The organism is Salmonella sp. 741265055_HSA (assembly GCF_046569525.1).
Classification (GTDB): Bacteria; Pseudomonadota; Gammaproteobacteria; order Enterobacterales; family Enterobacteriaceae; genus Salmonella; species Salmonella enterica.
Map to the genome: position 1 here is coordinate 59,300 of NZ_JBKFSQ010000006.1, position 25,498 is coordinate 84,797.

The following is a 25,498-nucleotide window of genomic DNA, read 5'->3' on the forward strand; positions in this document are numbered from 1 at the left end:
TCTTGGGTTAAACGATAACCAAACGTGTATGGACAAGATGGAATTAATTTTTTTAGGTACGTCCGCAGGCGTTCCCACGCGCTCACGCAATGTAACGGCAATTTTATTACATCTGCAACATCCAACGCAGCCGGGAGTATGGCTTTTTGATTGCGGCGAAGGGACACAGCATCAAATGCTTAATACCGCGTTTCATCCCGGTAAGCTTGAGCGCATTTTTATCAGCCATCTTCACGGAGATCATCTGTTTGGCCTGCCGGGTCTGCTATGCAGCCGGTCGATGGCGGGGAATCCCCATCCGCTAACCGTATACGGACCTCAAGGCGTGCGTGAGTTTATTGCAACCACACTGCGCCTTAGCGGTTCATGGACCGATTTTCCGTTGCAAATTGAAGAAATTAGCGCAGGCGATATTCTTGACGATGGTCTGCGTAAAGTGACCGCGTTCAGGCTGGAGCATCCACTGGAGTGCTACGGATATCGCGTTGTTGAACATGACAAGCCTGGCGCGCTGAATGCCAGGGCGTTAAAAGCCGCAGGCGTTACGCCCGGCCCGCTGTTTCAGGCGTTGAAGGCAGGAAAAACCGTCACGCTTGCCGATGGAAGGCAGATCAATGGCGCCGACTACCTTGCTCCCGCCGTGGCTGGGAAATCAGTGGCGATTTTCGGCGATACCGCGCCCTGCGAGGCCGCCCTCGCGCTGGCGCAAGGTGTGGATGTGATGGTCCATGAAACCACGCTGGATACGTCAATGGAGGAGAAAGCCAACGCTCGCGGACACAGCTCCACCCGTCAAACCGCGACGCTGGCGCGGGAAGCTGCCGTCGGTCGGCTGATCATGACCCATATTAGCTCACGCTATGACGATAAAGGCTGTCAGCGCTTACTGGCGGAATGCCGCGCTATTTTCCCGGCGACGGAACTGGCTTACGATTTTTCTATTTTCCCGGTTTAGCGCTCCATTTTTTGTCCTCATTGCCGATAACACTAAAAAAGGCAGGCTTTCATAATGAGGTGAGGATGGACAATTTTCAGAAAGATATTGATGACAGGGCCAATTTAACCCTGTCCAACCGTTTTGAACTGCTGTTATTCCGTCTTGGTACATCGCTGCATGAACAGAAGTCAGAGCTGTTCGGCATCAATGTATTTAAGCTGCGCGAAATCGTACCAATGCCCGCCTTTACGCGCCCGGCAGGCATGAAAGCGCCGCTATTGGGCATGGTCAATATTCGGGATCAGGTCATTCCGGTGATTGATTTGCCAGCGGTAGCGGGCTGCAAGCCGGAAACCGGGCTGAATATTTTGCTGATCACCGAATATGCGCGCAGCGTACAGGCATTTGCCGTCGAGTCGGTGGAAAATATTATGCGTCTTGACTGGAAGCAGGTACATACCGCCGAGAAAGCCGTCAACGGACGTTATATTACCAGTATTGCCTGCCTGGACGAGGACAAAGAAACCAATAATCTGGCGCTGGTGCTTGATGTCGAACAGATCCTTTATGATATTGTCCCCTCCAGCCACGATCTGCGCGCCACCAATCTGAAGACCAATAAATTTTATATTACCCCTGGCGCGGTAGCCATTGTGGCGGAAGACTCCAAAGTCGCCCGCGCGATGCTGGAAAAAGGGCTGAACGCGATGGGAATTCCGCACCAGATGCATGTAACCGGCAAGGATGCATGGGAGAGAATCCAGCAACTGGCGCAGGAAGCGGAGGCCGAAGGTAAGCCAATTAGCGAGAAAATCGCGCTGGTCCTGACAGATCTTGAGATGCCGGAGATGGATGGCTTTACGTTAACACGTAAAATTAAAACCGATGAACGGCTGAAAAAGATCCCGGTCGTTATTCACTCTTCCCTTTCCGGCAGCGCCAACGAAGATCATGTGCGTAAGGTGAAGGCCGACGGCTACGTCGCCAAGTTTGAAATCAATGAACTCTCTTCAGTGATACAGGAAGTGATGGAGCGCGCGGCGCAAAACATCAGCGGCCCGTTGGTAAGCCGGCAGTTGCTAAGTTAAATTCCGGTCGCTGAGACCTTACCTGCCGGATGGCGGCGCAAGCGCCTTATCCGGCCTACAATCCATAGTTATTTCAACGCATTACATCAGGTAATAAAAAACCCGCTTCGTGAAGCGGGTTTTTCGTTTTTACTTATTGCTTACATCAACGGCGTCGCTAACTGTACAAGGCTAATCAGCGGCTGCGGCCAGACGCCCAGTACCAACACCAGCAACGCGGAGATCAGCACCACGATACCGCCTGCGCTGTACTGCCAGTTTGTCGGCGCATCGCGTCCCGGTTGCTGCGGCGCGTGCAGGTAGAGACTCACCGCAACACGCAGGTAGTAGTACAAACCAATCGCGGAACCCACCACCACGGCGGCGACCAGCCACCACAGGCTGGCCTGAACGCCGACCGCCAGCACGTAGAATTTGCCGATAAAGCCCAGCGTCATCGGGATACCTGCCAGCGACAGCATCATCACCGTCATCACCGCGGCAAGAACCGGACGGTGCCAGAACAGACCACGGTAAGAGTACAGAGAATCCGCATCCGGGCCGCGGAACGGGCTGGACATCAGGCTGACCACGCCAAACGCGCCGAGGCTGCTGAACAGATAACCGGCCAGGTAAACGCCAACCGCTTCCATCGACATCTCGCCGCTCTGCAGGGCAATCAGCGCCACCAGCAGATAGCCGAGGTGAGAGATAGAAGAGTAACCGAGCAGACGTTTGATGTTGGTCTGGCTCAGCGCCATCAGGTTACCGAAGATGATAGAGGCAAAGGCGATAATGCCCAGCACCACGCGTACCGCTTCGCTGTCGCCTACCGGCGCATAGAGGAACAGACGCATCACCACGCCGAAGATAGCAATTTTGCTCGCCGTCGCCAGGAAGGTGGAAACCGGCGCAGGCGCGCCCTGGTAAACGTCTGGCGTCCACAGGTGGAACGGCACCAGAGAGAGTTTAAAGCCCAGACCAACAATCATCAGGCCAAAGCCCGCCAGCAGCAACGGCTCGTGCAGCATACCATCGCCGAGGCTCTTACCGAGCGCTTCGAAAGACAGGTTGCCGGACTGCGCATAGACCAGCGCCATCCCGAACAGCAGGAAAGACGAGGCGGCGGCGGAGAGGATGGTGTATTTGATACTGGCTTCCAGCGAGCGTTTCTGGCGGAAAGCATAACCAATCAGGCCGAACAGCGGCAGCGAGATCAGTTCAATACCGAGGAACAGCGCCGCCAGGTGGTTGGCGTTCGCCAGCAGAATTCCGCCCAGGCTGGCGATTAACACCAGCAGGTAGAACTCTTCCTGGTTATCGTTATAGCCTTCCAGCCACGGGTAGGCAAAGGTGCAGGTGGCGAGGCTCGCCAGCAGCACCAGCCCGGTGTAGAGCATCGCAAAGCCGTCAACGCGCATCAGCGGCGTGACGTCCATTGCCCCGGCCTGGCCGACAAACCAAAGCGAAACCAGAGCAGCGTTAAGCCCAATGACCGACAGCGTGGCATTGAGGAAGTGATTGCGTCGCCACGCAATGGAGAGCATCACAACCACCACCGTCAAGCCGACGATCAGCAGCGGTAGCAGCGCAATCAGGTGTTGTGGAGTTATTGTCATGGCGATTTACGGCCTTGTAGTAGTAACAGAATTAACAAACCACTGCTGGATGTTGCTCATCGCAGAATGCGAGGTATCCAGAATCGGCTGCGGATAGAAGCCAAGCAGTACCAGAAGCACCACCAGCAACAGAATGATAAACAGCTCGCGCAGCGACATCCCTGGCAGTTCCTGGCTGGCAATCTGGCTCTTCGCTTTACCAAAGTAAGCGCGATGCAGCATCGCCAGCGAGTATACAGAGGCGAATACCAACCCAAAGGTGGAGATCACGGTAATCATCGGCACCACCTGGTAGCTGCCGAACAGAATCATAAATTCGCCGACAAAGTTACCGGTGCCCGGCATCCCGAGCGTCGCCACCGCAAAGAACATGGACAGCGCAGGCAACCATTTCATTTTGCCCCACAGGCCGCCCATCATACGCATGTCACGCGTATGCAGACGTTCGTACAACTGGCCACACAGAATGAACAGACCGGCTGCGGACAAACCGTGCGCAATCATCTGAATCACCGCGCCCTGGTACGCCAGTTGGCTGCCGGTGTAGATAGCGATCAGCACGAAGCCCATATGCGAAACGGAGGTATAAGCAATCAGGCGCTTGATGTCGTATTGGGTAAAGGCCATCCACGCGCCGTAGAAAATGCCGATAACGCCCAGCCACATGGCGATGGGCGCAAACTCCGCCGACGCGTTCGGGAACAATGGCAGGGAGAAACGCAGCAGACCGTAAGCGGCGGTTTTCAGCAAGATACCGGCCAGGTCGACGGAACCGGCGGTCGGCGCCTGGGAGTGCGCATCCGGTAGCCAGCCGTGCAGCGGCACCACCGGCATTTTCACCGCGAAGGCAATGAAGAAGCCCAGCATCAGCAGATATTCCACACCGTGGGACATCGGCGTGTTCAGCAGCTCTTCATAGTTGAAGGTCCACACGCCGGTCGCGTTGTAGTGCACAAAGACCAGCGCCAGGATGGCAATCAGCATCACCAGACCACTCGCCTGGGTGTAGATGAAGAACTTGGTCGCCGCCGTGATACGCGTTTTCCCGTCAGAAGCTTTGTGGCCCCACAGCGCTATCAGGAAGTACATCGGCACCAGCATCATTTCCCAGAAGAAGAAGAACAGGAACATGTCGATAGCCAGGAACACGCCGATAACGCCGCCCAAGATCCACATCAGGTTCAGGTGGAAGAAGCCCTGATATTTTTCGATTTCTCGCCAGGAGCAAAGCACCGCCAGAACGCCGAGCAGGCCGGTCAGCACCACCATTAGCAGCGACAGTCCGTCGAGCGCCAGATGGATAGAGATGCCAAAACGCGGGATCCACGGCAGGACAAATTCAGATTGCCACTGTGGAATACCGGCGGATTGCGTCAGTGAATAGCCGCCCTGCAACCACAATTGCAGACCGAGCGCCAGCGTCAGTCCCATGGTAATCAGCGCTATCCAGCGCGGCACCTTCACGCCAAAGCGTTCAGTCTGCCAGCACAGAAAGCCGCCGATAAAGGGAATCAATATTAGCCAGGGTAGTAACATGGCGATTTTTATTCCTTTTTAAGGCCTCTGACAGAGGCCTGATTTTCAACGAATTTGGATAAAATTCACTTTACGATCAACGCAGTACCATCAGCAGCGCCAGCACCACAACCGCGCCGATGCTCATGGATGCCACATACCAGCGCAAATAACCGTTCTCGCTCAGTACCAGGCCTTTGCCTGCAAAACGGGAAAGGATAGCCGGAATGTTCATCAACGCATTAAGCGGATCGCGCTTCAGCAGCCAGGCGATACCGAGGAATGGCTTGACGAATACTTTGTCGTACAGCCAGTCAAAGCCCCAGGCGTTATACCACCAGGTCCCCAGCAGACGGCCCGGCGCGCTGTTGGCGATCGACGTCACCAGCGTGCGTTTACCCAGCCACAGCCATGCGGCAATCAGGATGCCGGCAATCGCCACTACGCCAGAGGTAATTTCCAGGGTCAACACACGACCATGCGCCAGTTCAGTTGTCTGCGGCAGCACCCCCTGCAATGGCGGCACAATCAGCGCGCCAACAAAGGTAGACAGAATCATCAGGACAATCAGCGGCAGATGGTGGGTAATCCCCTTCCCTGCATGAGCATGAATTTGTTCTTTACCGTGGAATACGATGAAAATCATCCGGAAGGTGTACAGCGAGGTCATAAACGCGCCGACCAGACCCGCCACCATCAGATTGATATGACCGTTCGCCATCGCCCCGGCCAGGATCTCATCCTTACTGAAGAAGCCCGCAGTGACCAGCGGCAGCGCCGACAGCGCCGCGCCCCCCACCAGGAAGCAGGCATACACCAGTGGAATCGACTTACGCAGACCGCCCATCTTAAAGATGTTCTGTTCATGATGACAGGCCAGAATCACCGAGCCGGATGCCAGGAACAGCAGCGCTTTAAAGAAGGCGTGGGTCATCAGGTGGAAAATCGCCGCATCCCACGCCTGCACGCCCAGTGCCAGGAACATGTAGCCAATCTGGCTCATGGTGGAATAGGCCAGCACGCGTTTGATGTCGGTCTGCACCAGCGCGGCGAAACCTGCCATTACCAGCGTAATCGCCCCGATAATGCCCACCAGATGCAGAATTTCCGGGGTCATCAGGAACAGGCCATGCGTGCGTGCAATCAGGTAGACACCGGCGGTCACCATGGTGGCGGCGTGGATCAGCGCGGAGACCGGCGTCGGGCCGGCCATCGCGTCGGCAAGCCAGGTCTGCAACGGAAGCTGCGCAGATTTACCGACCGCGCCGCCCAGCAGCATCAGCGTCGCCCACATCAGCATGTTGTTGCCGTCAGCAAAGTGCGCTGGCGCCAGCTCGACCATTTCGCGGAAGTTCAGCGTGCCCAGTTCGTTGTAGAGGATGAACAGCGCGAAGGCGAGGAACACGTCACCGACACGGGTCACCACGAAGGCTTTCATTGCCGCCGCGCCATTCTTCGGATCGCTGTAATAGAAGCCGATCAACAGATAAGAGCACAGGCCCACGCCTTCCCAGCCGAGGTACATCAGCAGCAGGTTATCGGACAGCACCAGAACCACCATGCTGGCGATAAACAGGTTGGTATAAGCGAAGAAGCGGGAGTAGCCCTCTTCCCCACGCATGTACCAGGAGGCGAACATGTGGATCAGGAAGCCGACGCCGGTGACCACAGAGAGCATGGTCAGCGACAGGCCGTCCAGCACCAGGTTAAAACCGATGTTGAAGTTACCGACCGACATCCACGTCCACAGCGGCTGGCTGAACGCCTGTTTGCCGTTGGCGAAGAAATCCATCCCGACAAACGCTGTCACCAACGCCGCCAGACCAACGGAGCCCACGCCAATGGTCGCGGAGAGATTTTCCGACCAGCGTCCGCGAGAGAACGCCAGCAGTACAAAGCCAATCAATGGCAGAATAATGGTTAAGGCAAGCATGTTCATCCACGCATCTCACTTACTGAATCGATGTTCAGGTTCTGGCGACGGCGATGGAGTTGCAGCAACAGCGCAAGTCCAATACTCGCTTCCGCAGCCGCAAGGCTGATGGCGAGAATGTACATCACCTGACCATCGGTCTGGCCCCAGTAGCTCCCGGCGACCACAAAGGCCAGCGCGGAGGCGTTAATCATGATTTCCAGCCCGATCAGCATAAACAGCAGATTGCGGCGGATAACCAGACCGGTTAAACCCAGGACGAATAAAATCGCAGCGAGGATCAGTCCGTGTGTTAAGGGGATCATGCGCGCTCCTCCGTTTTTCTTTTCGCGCGGTCATCGGCGCGGTTGCTTAGCACTTCGCCCGCACGCTCTTCACGACCGACGTGGAACGCCACCACCAGGCCTGCCAACAGCAGCATAGATGCCAGTTCGACCGCCAGAACATAAGGCCCGAACAGCGTAATGCCCACCGCTTTTGCGCTAATCGGCGTGCCGTCGATGCCCTGGTCGTTAACGCCCAGAATGGCGTACACAATGACCGCCAGCATAATGGCCGACAAAACCGCCGGACCAATCCACACCTGCGGCTTCAGCCACTGGCGTTCCTGTTCGATTTCGCTGCCGCCGAGGTTGAGCATCATCACCACGAACACAAACAGCACCATGATGGCGCCTGCGTAGACGATAATTTCCAGCGCACCGGCAAAATAAGCGCCCAGCGAAAAGAACACCCCGGAAATCGCCAGTAGCGATATCACCAGATACAACAGCGCGTGTACCGGATTGGTATGGGTGATCACTCGCAGGGTCGCGAGGATGGCTATCAGGCCACAGATATAAAAAGCGAATTCCATTGCCCTCTCCTTACGGTAACAGGCTCTTGACGTCGATAGGCTTGGCTTCGTTCTCTGCTTCGCCTTTATCTTTGCCGTCGATTGCCATACCCGCCATCCGGTAGAAGTTATATTCCGGGTATTTGCCCGGACCGGAAATCAGCAGATCCTCTTTTTCGTACACCAGATCCTGACGTTTGTATTCGCCCAGTTCGAAGTCCGGGGTCAACTGAATCGCCGTGGTCGGGCACGCTTCTTCGCACAGGCCGCAGAAGATGCAGCGTGAGAAGTTAATGCGGAAAAATTCCGGATACCAGCGGCCATCTTTGGTCTCCGCTTTTTGCAGAGAGATACAGCCTACCGGACAGGCTACCGCACACAGGTTACAGGCAACGCAGCGCTCTTCACCGTCCGGGTCGCGCGTGAGCACGATACGGCCACGGTAACGGGGCGGTAAATAGACCGGCTCTTCCGGATACATCCGCGTTTCGCGTTTGGCGAACGCATGCAGGCCGATCATCCAGATACTACGTACCTGAGTGCCGAAACCTACTAATAATTCTTTTAAGGTCATGGTCTTTGTGTCCCTTATTGCGCCTGCCACAGAATGACAGCCGCCGTTACCAGCAAGTTGATGAGCGTCAGCGGCAGGCAAACTTTCCAGCCGAAGGACATTACCTGGTCATAACGCGGACGCGGTAACGACGCACGAATCAAAATGAACATCATCATGAAGAACGCGGTTTTCAGCGCGAACCAGACGAATGGCGGTAAGAACGGGCCATGCCAGCCACCGAAGAACAGCGTTACCATCAGCGCGGAAACGGTGACGATACCGATGTACTCCCCCACGAAGAACAGACCGAATTTCATCCCGGAATATTCGATGTGGTAACCGTCCGCCAGTTCCTGCTCGGCTTCCGGCTGGTCAAACGGGTGACGGTGACAGACCGCTACGCCCGCGATGGCGAAAGTAACAAACCCAAAGAATTGCGGAATCACGTTCCACAGATGCGCCTGGTTATTGACGATATCGGTCATATTAAATGAACCGGCCTGCGCCACCACGCCCATCAGGGAAAGACCAAGGAACACTTCGTAGCTCACCGTCTGGGCAGACGCGCGCATCGCGCCCAGCAGCGAGTATTTGTTGTTGCTCGACCAACCGGCGAATAACACCGCATAAACCGCCAGACCGGCCATCATCAGGAAGAACAGAATCCCGATGTTTAAATCGGCCACCACCCAATTAGGGCTAACCGGCACAATGGCGAAGGAGAGCAGCAGCGAAGTAAACGCGATCATCGGCGCCAGGGTAAAGATGACGCGATCCGAGAATTTCGGGATCCAGTCTTCTTTAAAGAACATCTTGATCATATCCGCGACCAGCTGGAGCGAGCCGCCCCAGCCAACGCGGTTTGGTCCATAACGGTTCTGGAACAGACCCAGCAGACGACGTTCGCCAAAGCTCATGAAGGCCCCGCAGGTGACGACCACCAGCAGAATCACCACCGCTTTGAGAATGCTCAGCAGGATCTCAATCAGATCCGGTGTAATCCAACTCATTGTTGCGCCTCCCGCAGATCCTCAAGACGCGCGCCAGCCAGAACCGGCGCGATGCCAGGCATACCCATCGGCAGCCCTACCTGCCCTGCCGCTAACCCTTCAGAGATTTCAACCGGCAGCGTCACCGTATTGCCATCGTAGCTAAAGGAGACGCGCGTCCCGGCATTGACGCCCAACTTCGCGGCATCCGCCGGGTTAAGTTTGATATACGGCTGCGGCATACGGCTCTGGAAGACCGGAGAACGCTGAGACAATTCGTCGCTGCCAAACAGGTGGTAATACGGCGCAATACGCCACTGACCGTCCTGCGCCTGGAAGCTTGCCGGCACGGTAGTGAAATAATCCAGACCGCCCTCAGTCGCTTCAATCAAACGCACGCCCGGATCGCCGTGACGCAGTTTGCCGCCCACTTCATCCTGGAATTTGTTCCACGCCTGCGGGGAGTTCCAGCCCGGCGCCCAGGCGAACGGAATTTCAGATCGCGGGGCAGTCGGTTGGTTATTCCCTTCCATTGAGAAGGCGAACATGGTGTCTTTATCCTGCGGCTGACGTGGTTCATGCACGCTGATATTGGCGCGCATCGCCGTACGACCGCTGTAACGATGCGGTTCGCGCGCCAGCTTCTGCCCACGAATGCGGAAGGTCGCATCCGGCGCGGCGTCTTTAATGCCGGCAAATTGCGGCATGGCGGCAATGACCGCGTCGATCACGTGGTCAAGCTGTGTCCAGTCCACTTCGCGGTTTTCGACGGTGCTGTGCAGCGAATGCAGCCAGCGCCAGCTTTCCAGCATAATCGTCTTGTTATCGTAGTAGGCCGGATCATAAACCTGGAAGAAGCGCTGCGCGCGGCCTTCGTTGTTGATGACCGTACCATCGCTTTCGGCGAAGCTTGCCGCGGAAAGCACCAGATGCGCGTTTTCCATAATCGCCGTGCGCTGATGGTCAACCACCATCACCAGCGGCGCTTTGGCGAGCGCAGCGTTCACGCGCGTAGCGCTTGCATGACGGTGGAGATCGTTTTCCAGCACCACCACCGCGTCCGCGTTGCCGGTTTCCAGCTCGCCCAACGCATCGTCAAGCGAACCGCCGCCCATCATACCCAGCCCCATGCTGTTCACGGAGCGGGCAATCATAGTAATACCGACGTCGGCGCCACGGCCTTTCAGCGCTTTCGCCACGTTGGCGGCCGCCTGAATCACCTCACTGCTACCGGCGTTAGTGCCGGAGATAATCAGCGGTTTTTTCGCGCCGGCCAACGCCTGCACAATGACATCAATTTTGTTTTGTAAGTCGCTGTCGATACCGTCAACCGCAGGCGCTGTATTGTCCAGCGCATGGGCAATCGCAAAGCCCAGGCGCGCCTGATCTTCCACCGGCGCGCGATAGGTCCAGGCGGCGATATCATCCAGACGGGTGTCGTCCACGTTGGTCACGAACAGCGGATGTTTGGCACGCTGGCCGATGTTAAGGATGGCCGCAATCTGCCAGTCGGCTACTTTCTGCGCCGCCGCCATTTCACGCGCTTTACCTTTCACCGCCTGGCGTACCGCCAGCGCAACGCGCGCGCCGGTCTGGGTAACGTCTTCGCCCAGTACCAGTACCGCGTCATAAGATTCGATCTCCCGCAGCGCCGGGGTGTAAATTCCGCCTTCACGCAACACTTTCAGCGCCAGTTGCAGACGCTCCTGCTCGCCGCGCGCGATACCGGTGTAGAAGTTTTCCGCACCAACCAGCTCACGCAGCGCAAAGTTGCTCTCAATGCTGGCGCGTGGCGAACCGATACCGATCACTTTCTTCGACTGGCGCAGAATATCCGCCGCGCCCTGCATCGCCTGCTCGGCGTTGAGAGTAATAAAGTCGTCGCCACGGCGCTGAACCGGCTGACGCGGACGGTCTTTCAGGTTCACATAGCCATAGCCGAAACGACCGCGGTCGCAGAGGAAGTAGTGGTTAACGGTACCGTTGTAACGGTTTTCGATACGGCGCAGTTCGCCATAGCGCTCGCCCGGGCTGATGTTACAGCCGATGGAACACTGCTGGCAGATGCTCGGCGCAAACTGCATGTCCCATTTACGGTTGTAACGCTCGGAGTGCGTTTTATCGGTGAAGACGCCGGTCGGGCAAATCTCGACCAGGTTACCGGAGAATTCGCTTTCCAGCGTACCGTCTTCCGGACGCCCGAAGTAGACGTTGTCATGCGCGCCATAGACGCCCAGATCGGTGCCGTCGGCATAATCTTTGTAGTAACGCACACAACGGTAGCAGGCGATGCAGCGGTTCATTTCGTGAGAGATGAACGGCCCCAGATCCTGGTTGCGGTGGGTACGTTTGGTGAAACGGTAGCGACGGAAACTGTGACCCGTCATCACGGTCATATCCTGAAGATGGCAGTTGCCGCCCTCTTCACAGACCGGACAGTCGTGCGGGTGGTTAGTCATCAGCCACTCCACCACGCTTTCACGGAACTGTTTCGCTTCTTCGTCGTCAATAGAGATAAAGGTACCGTCGGTGGCTGGCGTCATACAGGACATCACCAGGCGACCACGCGTATCTTCCGCGTTTTGGTATTGCTTCACCGCACACTGGCGGCAAGCACCGACGCTTCCCAGCGCCGGGTGCCAGCAAAAATACGGAATATCAAGGCCCAGGGACAGACATGCCTGTAGCAGGTTGTCCGCGCCGTTGACCTCGTATTCTTTGCCGTCTACATGAATCGTAGCCATTAGCATGCTTCCAAATTAAAAATCGTTAACTCACCAGCGCTCTTTGAGCAGGTTCGGCTGAATACCATTGATTAAATGGGTATTACTGAACGGCTGCTTGATGCCAGCTTCGAATTCTTCGCGGAAATACTTAATTGCGCTTTGCAGTGGCTCAACCGCGCCCGGCGCATGCGCGCAGAAGGTTTTACCCGGTCCGAGGAAACGACACAGTTGCTCAAGTGTCTCGATATCCCCCGGCTGGCCTTCGCCACGCTCCAGCGCGCGCAGAATTTTCACGCTCCACGGCAACCCGTCGCGGCATGGCGTACACCAGCCGCAGGATTCGCGGGCAAAGAACTCTTCCAGGTTACGCACCAGCGATACCATGCCGATTTCGTGGTCTACCGCCATCGCCAGCGCGGTGCCCAGACGGCTGCCTGCTTTACCGATGCTTTCGAACTCCATCGGCAGGTCAAGATGCGCCTCGGTCAGGAAGTCGGTTCCCGCCCCGCCCGGCTGCCAGGCTTTGAATTTCAGGCCATCGCGCATACCGCCCGCGTAGTCTTCGAGGATCTCGCGCGCGGTGGTGCCGAACGGTAATTCCCACAGGCCCGGATTCTTCACGCGGCCCGAGAAGCCCATCAGCTTGGTACCCGCATCTTTGCTTTTCGAGATGTTCTGGTACCACTCCACGCCGTTGGCGAGGATTGCCGGGACGTTGCACAACGTTTCGACGTTATTCACACAGGTCGGCTTGCCCCATACGCCGGAGGTCGCCGGGAAGGGCGGCTTGGAGCGCGGGTTCGCGCGGCGGCCTTCGAGGGAGTTAATCAGCGCCGTTTCTTCACCACAGATGTAACGCCCTGCCCCGGTGTGGACAAACAGTTCAAAGTCGAACCCGGTGCCCATGATATTTTTGCCAAGCAGCCCGGCCTCGGTTGCTTCAGCAATCGCACGGCGCAGATGTACAGCCGCTTCGATATATTCGCCGCGCAGGAAGATGTAACCACGATACGCTTTCAGCGCGAACGCAGAGATGAGCATGCCTTCCACCAGCAGGTGCGGCAGCTGTTCCATCAGCAAACGGTCTTTATAGGTGCCCGGTTCCATTTCATCGGCGTTACACAGCAGGTAACGGATGTTCATGGATTCATCTTTCGGCATCAGGCTCCACTTGAGACCGGTGGAAAAGCCCGCGCCGCCGCGCCCTTTCAGACCGGCGTCTTTTACCTGGCTGACGATTTCATCCGGAGACAGGCCGGTCAGCGCCTTACGCGCGCCTTCGTAGCCGTTTTTGCTACGATATTCATCCAGCCAGACCGGCTGTTTGTCATCGCGCAGACGCCAGGTCAGCGGATGGGTTTCGGGAGTACGGATAACGTTTTTCATTTATACCGCTCCAGTAGTTCAGGAATGGCTTCCGGGGTCAGATGGCTGTGAGTATCCTCATCAATCATCATGTTCGGCCCTTTATCGCAATTCCCCAGGCAGCAGGTCGGCAGCAGCGTAAAGCGACCATCAAAGGTCGTCTGCCCCGGTTTGATGTTGAGATTTTTTTCCAGCGCGGCCTGAATCCCCTGATAGCCGGTGATATGGCACACCACGCTGTCGCAGTAGCGAATCACGTGGCGACCGACCGGCTGACGGAAGATCTGGCTGTAGAATGTGGCGACGCCTTCGACGTCGCTCGCCGGAATACCCAGCACATCGGCAATAGCGTAGATCGCGCCGTCCGGCACCCAGCCACGCTGCTTCTGAACGATTTTCAGCGCTTCAATGGACGCCGCACGCGGGTCTTCGTAGTGGTGCTTCTCGTGCTCTATCGCTTCACGCTCTGCCGCACTCAGCTCAAAAGCCTCGGTTTGTGGTTGTTGATTCTCGTGCATAATTAGCGGTCCACGTCTGACATAACAAAATCAATACTACCCAGATAGACGATAAGGTCTGATACCAGGCTGCCACGGATCGCCGCCGGAATCTGCTGCAGGTGCGCATAGCTCGGGGTACGGATACGGGTGCGGTAGCTCATGGTGCTGCCGTCGCTGGTCAGGTAGTAACTGTTAATCCCCTTCGTCGCTTCCACCATCTGGAAGGACTCCTGCGCCGGCATCACCGGGCCCCAGGAGACCTGCAGGAAGTGGGTGATCAGGGTTTCGATATGTTGCAGCGTGCGCTCTTTCGGCGGCGGCGTGGTCAGCGGGTGATCCGCTTTGAACGGCCCTTCCGGCATGTTATCGAGGCACTGCTGAAGAATGCGCAGACTCTGGCGCAGCTCTTCTACTTTCAGCATCACGCGGGTGTAGCAGTCAGAAACGCCACCGCCGGTCGGGATTTCGAAGTCGAAGTTTTCGTAGCCAGAATAAGGACGCCATTTACGCACGTCGAAGTCGATCCCGGTGGCACGCAGGCCAGCACCGGTGGTGCCCCACTCCAGCGCTTCTTTCGCGCCGTAAGCGGCAACGCCCTGCGAACGCCCTTTCAGAATGGTGTTACGCAGCGCGGCTTTCTCGTAAGAATCCAGACGCTTCGGCATCCACTCAAGGAATTCTCGCAGCAGGCGATCCCAACCGCGCGGCAAGTCGTGCGCGACGCCGCCGATACGGAACCAGGCCGGGTGCATACGGAAACCGGTAATGGCTTCCACCAGGTCATAAATTTTCTGCCGGTCGGTAAAGGCAAAGAAGACCGGCGTCATCGCGCCGACGTCCTGAATAAAGGTCGAGATGTACAGCAGATGACTGTTAATGCGGAACAGTTCGGAGAGCATCACGCGGATGACGTTCACACGATCCGGGACGGTGATCCCTGCCAACTTTTCTACCGCCAGCACGTACGGCATTTCATTGACGCAACCACCGAGGTATTCGATACGGTCGGTATAGGGAATGTAGCTATGCCAGGACTGGCGCTCGCCCATTTTTTCGGCGCCGCGGTGGTGATAGCCGATATCCGGCACGCAGTCGACGATTTCTTCACCGTCAAGTTGCAGGATAATACGAAACGCACCGTGCGCAGACGGGTGGTTCGGGCCGAGGTTGAGGAACATAAAGTCCTCGTTGTCAGTCCCGCGCTTCATCCCCCAGTCTTCCGGCTTAAAGGTCAGCGCTTCCATTTCCAGATCCTGCTTGGCTTTGGTCAGCTCAAACGGGTCGAATTCGGTCGCGCGCGCCGGATAATCTTTACGCAGCGGATGGCCTTCCCAGGTTTGCGGCATCATGATGCGCGTCAGGTGCGGGTGGCCTTCGATATCAATACCAAACATCTCCCAGGTCTCACGCTCGTACCAGTTGGCGTTAGGGAAAAGTTTAGTGAAGGTCGGCACGCGCAGGTCGTTTTCAGACAACGCCACCTTGAGCATGATATCGCGATTACGCTCAATGGAAATCAGGTGGTAGAAAACGGAAAAATCCGCGGCGGGTAACCCGTCACGGTGCGTACGCAGGCGTTCATCCATGCCGTGTAAGTCAAACAGCATGACGTAAGGTTTCGGCAGTTTCTTTAAGAAATCGCCAACCTCCAGTAATTGTTCACGCTTGACCCAAACAACGGGGATACCGGTGCGGGTCGCCTGAACGGTAAAGGCATCCGGCCCAAAACGGTTGCGCAGTTCGCCGATAACCGGATCATCAAGATGATCGCGGGTACTCCATGCAGCGTCTTGCGCGGTTAAGTCGGTCATATTGTTCACCATTGCAAATGGTCCGTGGTGGTCGGCAGTGCTTCGCGCTATTAAAATAGTGGTTAGCGAAGTGAAGTGCTGCTGCCGACAGGCGCAAATTAAATCTCGTCCGGGGTACGCAGGTTCGTGACGGCAATACGCTCGCCGCGTTTACGTTCGCGTTCTGGCTGCATATTGGCGCGATACACGCCCTGATCGCCCACCACCCATGAGAGCGGACGGCGCTCTTTGCCAATCGATTCTTGCAGCAGCATCAACGCCTGCATATACGCTTCCGGACGCGGCGGACAGCCAGGGATATACACATCCACCGGGATGAACTTATCAACGCCCTGCACGACCGAATAAATATCGTACATGCCGCCGGAGTTGGCGCAGGCGCCCATAGAAATGACCCATTTTGGCTCCAGCATTTGGTCATACAGACGCTGAATAACCGGGGCCATTTTGGTAAAGCAGGTACCGGCCACCACCATCAGGTCAGCCTGACGTGGCGACGCACGCAGCACTTCCGCGCCGAAACGGGCAACGTCATGCACTGCGGTAAAAGAGGTCACCATCTCTACATAGCAGCAAGAAAGGCCGAAGTTGTAGGGCCAAATTGAGTTTTTACGGCCCCAGTTAACCATGTCATGCAGTTTGCCCATGAACACGTTTTTGTTAACTTCCTGCTCCAGGGGGTCAGTTACGATCTCCTGTTTTTGCAGGGGGTAACGGTCATTCTCACCGTTAGGATCTATGCGGGTGAGCGTATAATCCATCTTAATGCCTCGCGGTTAGCGTTGACGATTAGCGATACTGTTCGTTTCCGGGTTCATACGCTCGCGGCGTGAACGCGCGGGCGTCCAGTCCAACGCGCCAATACGCGCCAGATAAACCAGACCAGCCAGTAACACAAAAATAAAAATTGCAGCTTCCACAAAGCCAACCCAGCCGCTTTCGCGGATAGAAGTTGACCATGCGAACAGATACAGCGCTTCAACGTCGAAGATAACGAAGAACATGGCTACCAGGTAAAACTTGGCAGACAGGCGTAAGCGGGCGGTGCCGACCGAGTCAATACCTGATTCAAACGGAACGTTCTTGTGCCTCGCGCGTGCGCGACCGCCCAAAAACCAACCGCCTACCAGCATCAGGCAGCACAGGCCAATGGCAACGATAAGAAAGATAGCGAATGCCCAGTGATGAGCGATGACTTCAGTGGATGTTGACATACTCATTGCTTACTCATCAAAAGTAGCGCCAGTTTCTCTGCTCTTTACGGCAGATGGGCGCCACATCGATTCATGGGGAGGAATAAAAAAAACCCTACAATTACTGTAGAAAATGATAAAAACAGCTAATTGATGTGGTTTTTTACTCCTTTCTATAACCTTTTGTCAACTTTAACAAAAGTTCCTTCACATTAATTTACATCAATTCATCATCATTAACATTAAGTGCCATCCTGGAGAAAATGACTCTTCGACCAGGGGGATTTTATGTTGTTGAATCGTGTCCGTTGTGAAGCAAAAGAAATAACACACACCTATTTTGACAGGAATTTGTGAAGATGCCTCCCCCTAAATGGGAGTATTTTCTTGATCTGTGACACGCTTTTGTTAATTCACCCCCTAAAACAGCAACAATTTCTCTAGTTTTTTAACATGCAAATTCATAAAATGGATGTTCTGGTTACTTTTTACCCACATTGAACTGCGAATCGCTACTGGCTGATTTACCGCAACTTTTACAATTTGTGCGGTTAAGCGCGTACAGATGGGCACAAAAAAAGAGCCACTGAGCGTTTTTTCATCGCCAGCGGCTCTTTTTTACATTTACGACTTAGCGCCTTTTGCCTGCGAGCTACTCAAAACCCCCTTCCACCATCAGCGGATCATCTCCGCCCTCTGCAGAAAACTGGTTGTAATGCCATGGGTTTTGATAGCTTTCCATCGCATGGAAAATCACCATCGCCAGCTCGTTCTGGCTATTGGGATCGCGGCACAACAGATATTCCGTATCCGGCAAAGGCGGTAATCCGTCTGCCGCGCCCAGCACGCGAAGGTCGGGACTCATCATTTCGACAGGTCGAGCCGTTACGCCAAGACCGGCTTTAACGGCCGCGCGTACCGCCGGTAAAGTAGACGCCACATAGGCCAGCCGCCAGGGAATACCCGCTGCATTTAGCGTCTCCAGCACCATATCGCGGAATGGGCTGGGATCGTCCAGCAGGACTAATGGTACGGGCTCTCCCCTTTGCAAAACATACTCAGCCGCACAATACCAATGGGTGGGCGAGGTCCGCAAATTCAGACAGTCCAGCGAATGAGGTTGGTTAGTCGTCACCACCAAATCTACTTCCTGCGATTTAACCATGTCCACTATATAGGCGTTGCGTTTTACCCGTACATCAAGCGCGAGTTTCGGATAAACCGAGCTGATTCGGCTAAGCAAAAAAGGCAGGATAGTGTCAGCTGATTCATCAGAAGCGCCAATTGTTAACACTCCCTGAAGATTACTGAACATTAATGATGAACACGCCTCATCATTAAAACGCAGGATTTTTCTGGCGTACCCCAGAAGCTGGATACCGTGTTCGGTCAAAAGTTTGTTACGACCATGGCGGGCGAACAATTCCTTTCCCACGAGTTGCTCAAGACGCTGCATTTGCTGACTGACCGCAGACTGAGTACGACATACCGCTGCCGCCGCCGCGGCGAAGGTGTTCAGATCGGCAACGGCCACGAACGTTCTCAGCAGATCGAGATCGAGGTTAATTATCGGACGATTTGCATTTATCATAATTTTTCACTTACTGGCGGGTCATATCGGGCTGACCTGGTTAATGCTGTGCATTCAGAAACAAGCAATTCCATTTGTAATGTGCATCCTTCGCAGTACCGCCTGGTTACCCAGGTAAATGTTAGAATGTAATTGAAAATACGACCAAAACACTTCTCTTACTTACTGATATAATACCAAATGCAACCGTTCGGGATATATCGAAGAGAATGTGTCATACCTTTAGGCGTCTACAGATTTCTGCTAATGATGGACGTGTAAATCTTGTAACAGCGTCAAATAGTTTACCGAGACGCACAGATACAAAAACAATATATTGAACAATAGGTTATGTATAAAATCGCGTCATGATAATTAGCAGACAACGCAGACTACGCCCCCGTTTCGGATCATTATCTTAACCTAAAACCGCTATATTTATAAGTATTATTACGAATAATCTTAACCTGGGATAGGTTATACCAATCGGACCAGAAAGATATTATTACGACTTTAGTAAATGCTTTTTAAATATTAAATAATAATTAATTAAGATTCCCACCATTCATTAATTATACTTAACAATAGTTTCACACCCCCGCCGCCGGAAAGTTCTATACCCAAAATAATTCGAGTTGCTTAAAGGCGGCAAGGGAGTGAGTCCCCAGGAGCATAGATAACTATGTGACTGGGGTGAGTGAGCGTAGCCAACACATAAGCGACTTGAAGTATGAAGGGTATAACCTTCTCATTTTACCTTTAATACTCAGTATTTCCGAAATAGCCGACGCGACACTAATGATGAATGCTTATCTCTCATAAAACAGATAATTTCTGACAACATAAAAAACCACATTACGCGCAACCAGATAGAACAAAACACTATATGCATAAGAAAAAATAGAAAATACATCTAACCAAATGATTTTATGAAGTTTTAAACAGTACGAAAGCGCGTTAAAAATAAACAAAATCTTCTTCTGCCCACTCTTCAAAACTCACCGTCGTGGGAGTACATTGTTTCGTGCTGACTTCCACGGCAGGGAGTGGCAATAACAGCTAAAAGGTCAAGATTCATGTCCCCCATTGAAAAATCCAGCAAACTCGAAAATGTCTGTTATGACATTCGTGGCCCCGTTCTGAAAGAAGCGAAACGCCTTGAGGAAGAAGGTAATAAAGTTCTTAAACTGAATATCGGCAACCCCGCCCCCTTCGGATTCGAAGCGCCGGACGAAATTCTGGTCGATGTCATTCGTAATTTGCCGACGGCGCAAGGATATTGCGACTCGAAAGGGCTTTATTCCGCCCGTAAAGCGATTATGCAGCATTATCAGGCCCGTGGAATGCGCGATGTAACCGTGGAAGATATCTATATCGGTAACGGCGTTTCCGAGCTGATCGTTCAGGCGATGCAGGCGTTGCTTAACAGTGGCGATGAAATGCTGGTTCCCGCGCCCGATTATCCGTTATGGACAGCGGCGGTATCGCTCTCCAGCGGCAAGGCGGTACATTATCTTTGCGATGAATCTTCCGACTGGTTCCCGGACCTTGACGATATCCGCGCCAAAATCACCCCACGTACGCGTGGTATTGTCATTATTAATCCAAACAACCCTACTGGCGCCGTCTATTCTAAAGAATTGCTGATGGAAATTGTCAACATTGCGCGCGAGCATAATCTCATCATCTTCGCCGATGAAATTTATGACAAGATTCTCTATGACGATGCCGAGCATCACTCTATCGCCGCACTGGCGCCTGATCTGCTGACCATCACCTTTAATGGTTTGTCTAAAACCTATCGCGTCGCCGGCTTCCGCCAGGGCTGGATGGTGCTGAACGGGCCGAAAAAACATGCGAAGGGCTATATTGAAGGGCTGGAGATGTTAGCCTCAATGCGCCTGTGCGCCAACGTCCCGGCGCAACATGCTATTCAGACCGCGCTCGGCGGCTATCAAAGTATTAGCGAATTTATTCTGCCTGGCGGCAGACTGTATGAACAGCGTAACCGCGCCTGGGAGTTGATTAACGATATCCCCGGCGTTTCCTGCGTAAAACCGCGCGGCGCGTTGTACATGTTCCCCAGGATCGACGCTAAACGTTTTAATATTCACGATGACCAGAAGATGGTGCTGGACTTCCTGCTACAGGAAAAGGTGCTGCTGGTACAAGGTACCGCCTTTAACTGGCCGTGGCCGGATCACTTCCGCATTGTGACGCTACCGCGTGAAGATGACCTGGAGATGGCCATCAGCCGCTTTGGGCGTTTCCTCTCAGGTTACCATCAATAATCTTAAATTCAGGCTACTTCGGTAGCCTGAATTGCATCTTCATCCCCCTCCCCGCACAATGAAGTCTGCCGCAGTGAAAACAAAAGGTAATCTATGAAGCAGAGCCATTTTTTCGCCCATCTCTCCCGCATGAAGTTGATTAACCGCTGGCCGCTGATGCGTAACGTGCGTACGGAAAACGTCTCCGAACATAGTCTGCAGGTGGCGATGGTCGCCCATGCGTTGGCGGCGATAAAAAACCGCAAATTTGGCGGTCAGCTCAATGCTGAACGCATCGCGCTTCTGGCGATGTATCATGATGCCTCGGAAGTCCTGACCGGCGATCTGCCGACGCCGGTAAAATATTTTAATTCCCAGATAGCCCAGGAATATAAAGCGATCGAAAAAATCGCCCAGCAAAAGCTGGTTGCTATGGTGCCGGATGAATTACGCGATATTTTCGCACCGCTTATTGATGAGAATGCCTGGAGCGAAGAAGAACAGGCAATCGTAAAACAGGCCGATGCGCTTTGCGCCTACCTGAAATGCCTGGAGGAGCTATCGGCGGGAAATAATGAGTTTGGACTGGCAAAAACGCGGCTGGAAAAAACTCTGGAATTACGTCGCAGCCAGGAGATGGACTATTTTATGGCGGTGTTCGTGCCAAGTTTCCATCTCTCTCTTGACGAGATAAGCCAGGATTCACCACTTTAAACGGTTTTGCCGGATGGCGACGTCAACGTCTTATCCGGCCTGGACGTAGCGTGATATCCGTAGGCCTGATAAGCGTAGCGCCATCAGGCCTTTTCCTGTCTGGGGTTAAAACGGAAACAACATCGGAATCATCACAATACAGACCGCCATCACAATAAGCGTGAACGGCACACCAAGCTTCACAAAATCGCTAAAGCTATAGTTTCCCGGCCCCAGAACCAGAGTATTGACCGGCGATGAAACCGGCGTCATAAAGGCGGCGGATGCCGCCATCGCCACCGCCATCGCAAACGGATAGGGCGACACCCCCATCGATTTCGCCGCCGCCAGCGCAATCGGCGCCATCAGCACCGCCGTTGCCGTATTAGAAATGAACAGTCCTATGACGGCGCACAGCACGAACAGGCATCCCAGCATCATATACGGCCCATAGCCGCCGCCGATATCCATTAACCCTTGCACGACCAGAGAGACGCCGCCGGTTTTTTGCAACGCCAGCGCAAACGGCATCATACCCACAATCAAGATAATACTCGGCCAGTGGATCGCTTTATACGCGCTTTCAGCATCAATACAGCGAAATTTTCCCATCAGCAGGCAGGCGATAATCGCCGCGATCGGGTTGGGAATTTCATCGGTCAACATCAGCGCCACCATCAGTACCAGGCAGAAAATGGCGTGCGGTGCCTGGCTGTGCGCCGGCGAGGCTTCGCTGACCTCGACCGGCATATTCAGCACCACAAAGTCGCGGCCTTTTTGCCCCAGTTGGCTGATTAACTTCCAGTTCCCCACGACCAGAATGATATCGCCCATCAATAACGGCTCATCGGCCAGCGACCCTTCCAGCGCGACGCCGTCGCGTTTCAGGCCGACCACATTCAGCCCGTAACGTGTACGGAAGGCGATTTCACGCACCGACTTGCCTATCAGTTCAGACTCCGGAATAAGCGAAATTTCCGCCATCCCGACATCCAACGCCTGATCGGAAAAATATTCTCCACGCAATACCATCGGTTCCAGCAGTTGCTCGGCGCAGAACTCTCTGAGGTCAACCTCCGCCGCCGACATATCAATCAGCAGAACGTCGCGAGCGCGAAACTCCGATACGCCGTTCACATTGACGATAACCCGCCGAAAGCGCCGCCAGCGTTCAACACCGATGACATTGGCGCCGTAACGTTCGCGCAGTTTAAGGTCGTCCAGCCGCTGTCCCACCATTGGCGAACCGGGGCGAATCGCCAGACGACGAGCGCGCCCCGTCAGACGGTACTCGCGGATAAGATCGCGGAAAGTGCGCCGCTTACCGGCCTGTTGTCCGGGCGCATCGCCTTTTAGCATGAAGCGCATCACCAGCATATAAACAATGCCGAGCGCCAACACCACTACCCCCAGCGGCGTCACGCTAAAAAAGCTGAACCCGTGCAGGCCTTCACGCAGCAGTTCACTGTTAACCACCAGGTTCGGCGGCGTCGCCACCAGCGTCATCATTCCGCTGATAAGCCCGGCAAAACTCAGCGGCATCATCAGGCGCGAAGGCGAGGTCTGCATATGCATAGAAACGCTAAGAACAACGGGGATAAAAATCGCCACCACGCCGGTTGAACTCATGAAAGCGCCAAGTCCGGCGACGGTGATCATCAGTAAAACCAGCATCTTGATTTCACTGCTGCCCGCCATTTTAACCAGCCAGGTACCGACCACCGTCGCAACGCCGGTGCGCACGAGGCCGTCGCCAATAATAAATAAGGCGGCGATAAGAATGACATTCGGATCGCTAAAGCCGGAGAAGGCTTCCGGAAGGGTCAAGGTACCGCTAAGGACAAAAGCAACAATGACGAATAAAGCCACCGCATCCATACGTACTTTGCCCGTCGCAAACAACACGACGGCAATCGCCAGTAAAGAGAGAACCCAAATCAATTCACCGTTCACAACATATCCTTGTCAGATGAGAAGATAACGAGATTCTGCCATAAATATGCCCCGCCAAAGCGGGGCGATATCATGATCAGCGCTTTCTTAACACCACCACATCGCCGTTTGGTTGTTTAGCAACCGATAATTGCGTCAGGCTATCCAACGCAAAATCAACATCCGCCAGACGCGGCGTGTCGGCCGGCGCATTGACCGCAATGACGTGGCAGCCCGCAGCCAGTCCGGACAGCACGCCAGCCGGGGCATCTTCTACTACGACGCACTCCTGAGGGGCCAGGCCAAGCAGTTGTGCGCCCAGCAAATACGCATCCGGCTCCGGTTTGCCGCGTTTGACTCGTTCGGCGGTGACAAACACCTCTGGCGCTGGAAGGCCCGCGACCTGATGGCGCGCACGCGCGACCGGCATTGAACCGGAGGTGACGATAGCCCACGGAATGCCCGCTTTATTCAGGTGATTGAGTAAATCGACTGCCCCCGGCAGCGCGGTGATCCCTGCGGTTTCAGTGGCTTCTATTTGCTCCAGGCGCGTAAACTCAGCGGCAATTTCCGCCTCCGATTTACCCGCCATAAAATGCCGCAACGAGGTGATCGCCTGTTTGCCATGAATAAAGCCCAGCACCTCATCATGAGCAAGGTTAAAACGATCGGCCCAGCTACACCACGCGCGTTCGACGGCAGGTAATGAGTCAACCAACGTTCCATCCAGATCAAACAGAAAACCTTTACACTGCACGCGAGCCTCCTCAGGCATTAATGATTTGATTGATTTCATTCGCGCTCAGGTGGTACTGACGCGGGCAGGCATGCCAGACATTCAACATCCGCAGGTATTTTTCCCACATCGGCGTCTGGGCATTAAAGCCGTGCGTCCCGGCGTCAAAGTGAGTGTAGCGTCCTTCTATATTCACCATAAAACGGACATAGCCGAGGTAACGCGCTTCCGTCGCGGCGTCAAACCCCAGGAAGGTGACGCGACGTTCGTCGATGGCTTGCGTATCTTTAAGGTTGGTCCAGGAGACGTGCAGCGCATGGTACATCTCCATAATATCGATGATGGTACGACAGGTCTCTTCCGTCAGCTCGCCAAACTCGCGATCCAGCTCGCGCATCTGCAGGCCGTAGCCGCGTTCAATAATTGTTTGTAAGCGACGGTAACGCTCGGCGTTGGTGGGATCGAGCATCGTCATCATTTTGTACTGGTTAGACAAAATCAGACGTTGCGCGTTGGTCATTTCCATTTTGAACTCCTGTATCACGCTATAGCGATGAAAAAAAAGAAGGTATTGGTATGCCTTCTTTTATATGCGTAATCCGGGGTCAATTACAAATCATCCAGGAAAGTTTTATCCAGTTGTTTGAAGGCGCGCTTAAGCGTGTCAGCTAATGCCTGGTAATCTGGCTTTCCTTCTACCGGCGCCAGCGCTTGTCCAGCCTCCTGCAATTTACCGCGAACTTCGTAAAACCAGTTGAGGATTGAAGGCGGCAATGGCGTCACGGAACGTTTTCCTAACCACCATAATCCCTGCATGGGCAAGCTCAGGGCGAACAGAGCGGTTGCCACGGCCGGGCCTAACTGACCGCCCAGCGCTATCTGCCAGCATAATGTAAAGACGGCGACAGGCGGCATAAATCGTATGGCATAGCGCGTCATACGAATGACGCGGTTTTCGACGAAAACGGGCGCCAGCCGCTTTTCCATCGGCCACGTCTTCGCGTAGTGCTGCCCCCGGCGAAATAAGCTAAAAAAATTTACGGAGCGATTATCCGGTGTCGACATGGCCTACCTCAACTTCACATATAAAATTTAAAAAATTTGTGCAAAACAACAACTGCGAGGGACAACGTTCAAAACATTTTGTCTTCGATACCCACTATCAGGTATCCTGTGTCGGCCTGTCAAAGGCCGGTAGTTTAAAATCATTGAGTCGTCAATATTACACATAGTATGCCATTGGCTGAAAAA

Annotated in this window: 23 protein-coding genes; 4 read left to right on the forward strand and 19 right to left on the reverse strand. The window is 54.4% G+C overall.

Going from position 1 to position 25,498, the window contains the following annotated elements; translation table 11 throughout:
* The first annotated feature begins 37 nt into the window (after nt 1-37).
* A complete protein-coding gene (gene rbn / locus ACLD4K_RS05110) occupies nt 38-955 on the forward strand; it encodes a ribonuclease BN (RefSeq protein WP_411011487.1) in 918 nt (305 codons plus the stop codon).
* Nucleotides 956-1,020: 65 nt separating this feature from the next.
* On the forward strand, nt 1,021-2,025 hold the full coding sequence (locus tag ACLD4K_RS05115) for a chemotaxis protein (RefSeq protein WP_411010749.1): 1,005 nt from the start codon (nt 1,021-1,023) through the stop codon (nt 2,023-2,025).
* Nucleotides 2,026-2,165: 140 nt separating this feature from the next.
* Here ACLD4K_RS05115 and nuoN read toward each other — a convergent pair whose 3' ends face one another.
* The 15 genes from nuoN to lrhA form a co-directional block, all read right to left on the reverse strand.
* A complete protein-coding gene (gene nuoN / locus ACLD4K_RS05120) occupies nt 2,166-3,623 on the reverse strand; it encodes an NADH-quinone oxidoreductase subunit NuoN (RefSeq protein ID WP_000156669.1) in 1,458 nt (485 codons plus the stop codon).
* Between the two features lie 6 nt (nt 3,624-3,629).
* The gene (gene nuoM / locus ACLD4K_RS05125; RefSeq protein ID WP_000926428.1) at nt 3,630-5,159 is read right to left on the reverse strand and encodes an NADH-quinone oxidoreductase subunit M; all 1,530 of its coding nucleotides are present in this window, start codon (nt 5,157-5,159) and stop codon (nt 3,630-3,632) included.
* 76 nt (nt 5,160-5,235) lie between these two features.
* On the reverse strand, nt 5,236-7,077 hold the full coding sequence (gene nuoL / locus ACLD4K_RS05130) for an NADH-quinone oxidoreductase subunit L (RefSeq protein ID WP_001056577.1): 1,842 nt from the start codon (nt 7,075-7,077) through the stop codon (nt 5,236-5,238).
* Entirely contained in the window at nt 7,074-7,376 is a 303-nt protein-coding gene (gene nuoK / locus ACLD4K_RS05135) for an NADH-quinone oxidoreductase subunit NuoK (protein WP_000612687.1), read from the reverse strand. The genes nuoL and nuoK overlap by 4 nt, the downstream gene beginning before the upstream one ends.
* Nucleotides 7,373-7,927, reverse strand: coding sequence for an NADH-quinone oxidoreductase subunit J (nuoJ, locus tag ACLD4K_RS05140; RefSeq protein WP_000393522.1), 555 nt, complete (start codon nt 7,925-7,927; stop codon nt 7,373-7,375). The genes nuoK and nuoJ overlap by 4 nt, the downstream gene beginning before the upstream one ends.
* 10 nt (nt 7,928-7,937) lie before the next feature.
* The gene (gene nuoI, locus ACLD4K_RS05145) at nt 7,938-8,480 is read right to left on the reverse strand and encodes an NADH-quinone oxidoreductase subunit NuoI (RefSeq protein WP_000172747.1); all 543 of its coding nucleotides are present in this window, start codon (nt 8,478-8,480) and stop codon (nt 7,938-7,940) included.
* 14 nt (nt 8,481-8,494) lie between these two features.
* Complete coding sequence (nuoH, locus tag ACLD4K_RS05150) at nt 8,495-9,472, reverse strand: NADH-quinone oxidoreductase subunit NuoH (protein WP_000118515.1); 978 nt, start codon at nt 9,470-9,472, stop codon at nt 8,495-8,497.
* On the reverse strand, nt 9,469-12,195 hold the full coding sequence (gene nuoG, locus ACLD4K_RS05155) for an NADH-quinone oxidoreductase subunit NuoG (RefSeq protein ID WP_001728014.1): 2,727 nt from the start codon (nt 12,193-12,195) through the stop codon (nt 9,469-9,471). Before nuoG ends, nuoH begins: the two co-directional genes overlap by 4 nt.
* 30 nt (nt 12,196-12,225) lie before the next feature.
* The gene (nuoF, locus tag ACLD4K_RS05160) at nt 12,226-13,563 is read right to left on the reverse strand and encodes an NADH-quinone oxidoreductase subunit NuoF (RefSeq protein ID WP_000800048.1); all 1,338 of its coding nucleotides are present in this window, start codon (nt 13,561-13,563) and stop codon (nt 12,226-12,228) included.
* Nucleotides 13,560-14,060: an NADH-quinone oxidoreductase subunit NuoE gene (gene nuoE, locus ACLD4K_RS05165; RefSeq protein WP_000545038.1), complete on the reverse strand. Its 501-nt coding sequence runs from the start codon at nt 14,058-14,060 to the stop codon at nt 13,560-13,562. Before nuoE ends, nuoF begins: the two co-directional genes overlap by 4 nt.
* Before the next feature lie 2 nt (nt 14,061-14,062).
* Nucleotides 14,063-15,865 (reverse strand): NADH-quinone oxidoreductase subunit C/D, encoded by a 1,803-nt coding sequence (nuoC, locus tag ACLD4K_RS05170; RefSeq protein ID WP_411011488.1) that lies wholly within the window; start codon nt 15,863-15,865, stop codon nt 14,063-14,065.
* An 86-nt stretch (nt 15,866-15,951) separates the two neighbouring features.
* Nucleotides 15,952-16,614: an NADH-quinone oxidoreductase subunit NuoB gene (gene nuoB, locus ACLD4K_RS05175; RefSeq protein ID WP_000386728.1), complete on the reverse strand. Its 663-nt coding sequence runs from the start codon at nt 16,612-16,614 to the stop codon at nt 15,952-15,954.
* Nucleotides 16,615-16,629: 15 nt separating this feature from the next.
* Nucleotides 16,630-17,073 carry an NADH-quinone oxidoreductase subunit NuoA gene (nuoA, locus tag ACLD4K_RS05180; protein WP_000062993.1) on the reverse strand — a complete coding sequence of 148 codons (444 nt, stop codon included), beginning with the start codon at nt 17,071-17,073 and terminating at the stop codon, nt 16,630-16,632.
* 393 nt (nt 17,074-17,466) lie between these two features.
* A complete protein-coding gene (locus ACLD4K_RS05185; protein WP_080203483.1) occupies nt 17,467-17,619 on the reverse strand; it encodes a hypothetical protein in 153 nt (50 codons plus the stop codon).
* 79 nt (nt 17,620-17,698) lie between these two features.
* Nucleotides 17,699-18,637 carry a transcriptional regulator LrhA gene (gene lrhA / locus ACLD4K_RS05190; protein WP_023210387.1) on the reverse strand — a complete coding sequence of 313 codons (939 nt, stop codon included), beginning with the start codon at nt 18,635-18,637 and terminating at the stop codon, nt 17,699-17,701.
* A 1,055-nt stretch (nt 18,638-19,692) separates the two neighbouring features.
* Between lrhA and alaA the strand changes: the two genes are divergently transcribed.
* The gene (alaA, locus tag ACLD4K_RS05195; RefSeq protein ID WP_076726936.1) at nt 19,693-20,907 is read left to right on the forward strand and encodes an alanine transaminase AlaA; all 1,215 of its coding nucleotides are present in this window, start codon (nt 19,693-19,695) and stop codon (nt 20,905-20,907) included.
* A 93-nt stretch (nt 20,908-21,000) separates the two neighbouring features.
* A complete protein-coding gene (gene yfbR / locus ACLD4K_RS05200) occupies nt 21,001-21,600 on the forward strand; it encodes a 5'-deoxynucleotidase (RefSeq protein WP_076726937.1) in 600 nt (199 codons plus the stop codon).
* Nucleotides 21,601-21,705: 105 nt separating this feature from the next.
* Here the strand turns inward: yfbR and ACLD4K_RS05205 are convergent, their stop codons facing one another.
* From ACLD4K_RS05205 to yfbV, 4 genes are all read right to left on the reverse strand, one after another.
* The gene (locus ACLD4K_RS05205) at nt 21,706-23,532 is read right to left on the reverse strand and encodes an SLC13 family permease (protein ID WP_183058675.1); all 1,827 of its coding nucleotides are present in this window, start codon (nt 23,530-23,532) and stop codon (nt 21,706-21,708) included.
* Between the two features lie 76 nt (nt 23,533-23,608).
* Nucleotides 23,609-24,286 carry a sugar phosphatase gene (locus ACLD4K_RS05210; protein WP_183058693.1) on the reverse strand — a complete coding sequence of 226 codons (678 nt, stop codon included), beginning with the start codon at nt 24,284-24,286 and terminating at the stop codon, nt 23,609-23,611.
* Entirely contained in the window at nt 24,279-24,773 is a 495-nt protein-coding gene (locus ACLD4K_RS05215) for a YfbU family protein (RefSeq protein WP_411011489.1), read from the reverse strand. Before ACLD4K_RS05215 ends, ACLD4K_RS05210 begins: the two co-directional genes overlap by 8 nt.
* An 83-nt stretch (nt 24,774-24,856) precedes the next feature.
* On the reverse strand, nt 24,857-25,312 hold the full coding sequence (gene yfbV / locus ACLD4K_RS05220; protein WP_000106617.1) for a terminus macrodomain insulation protein YfbV: 456 nt from the start codon (nt 25,310-25,312) through the stop codon (nt 24,857-24,859).
* Nucleotides 25,313-25,498 lie beyond the last annotated feature (186 nt).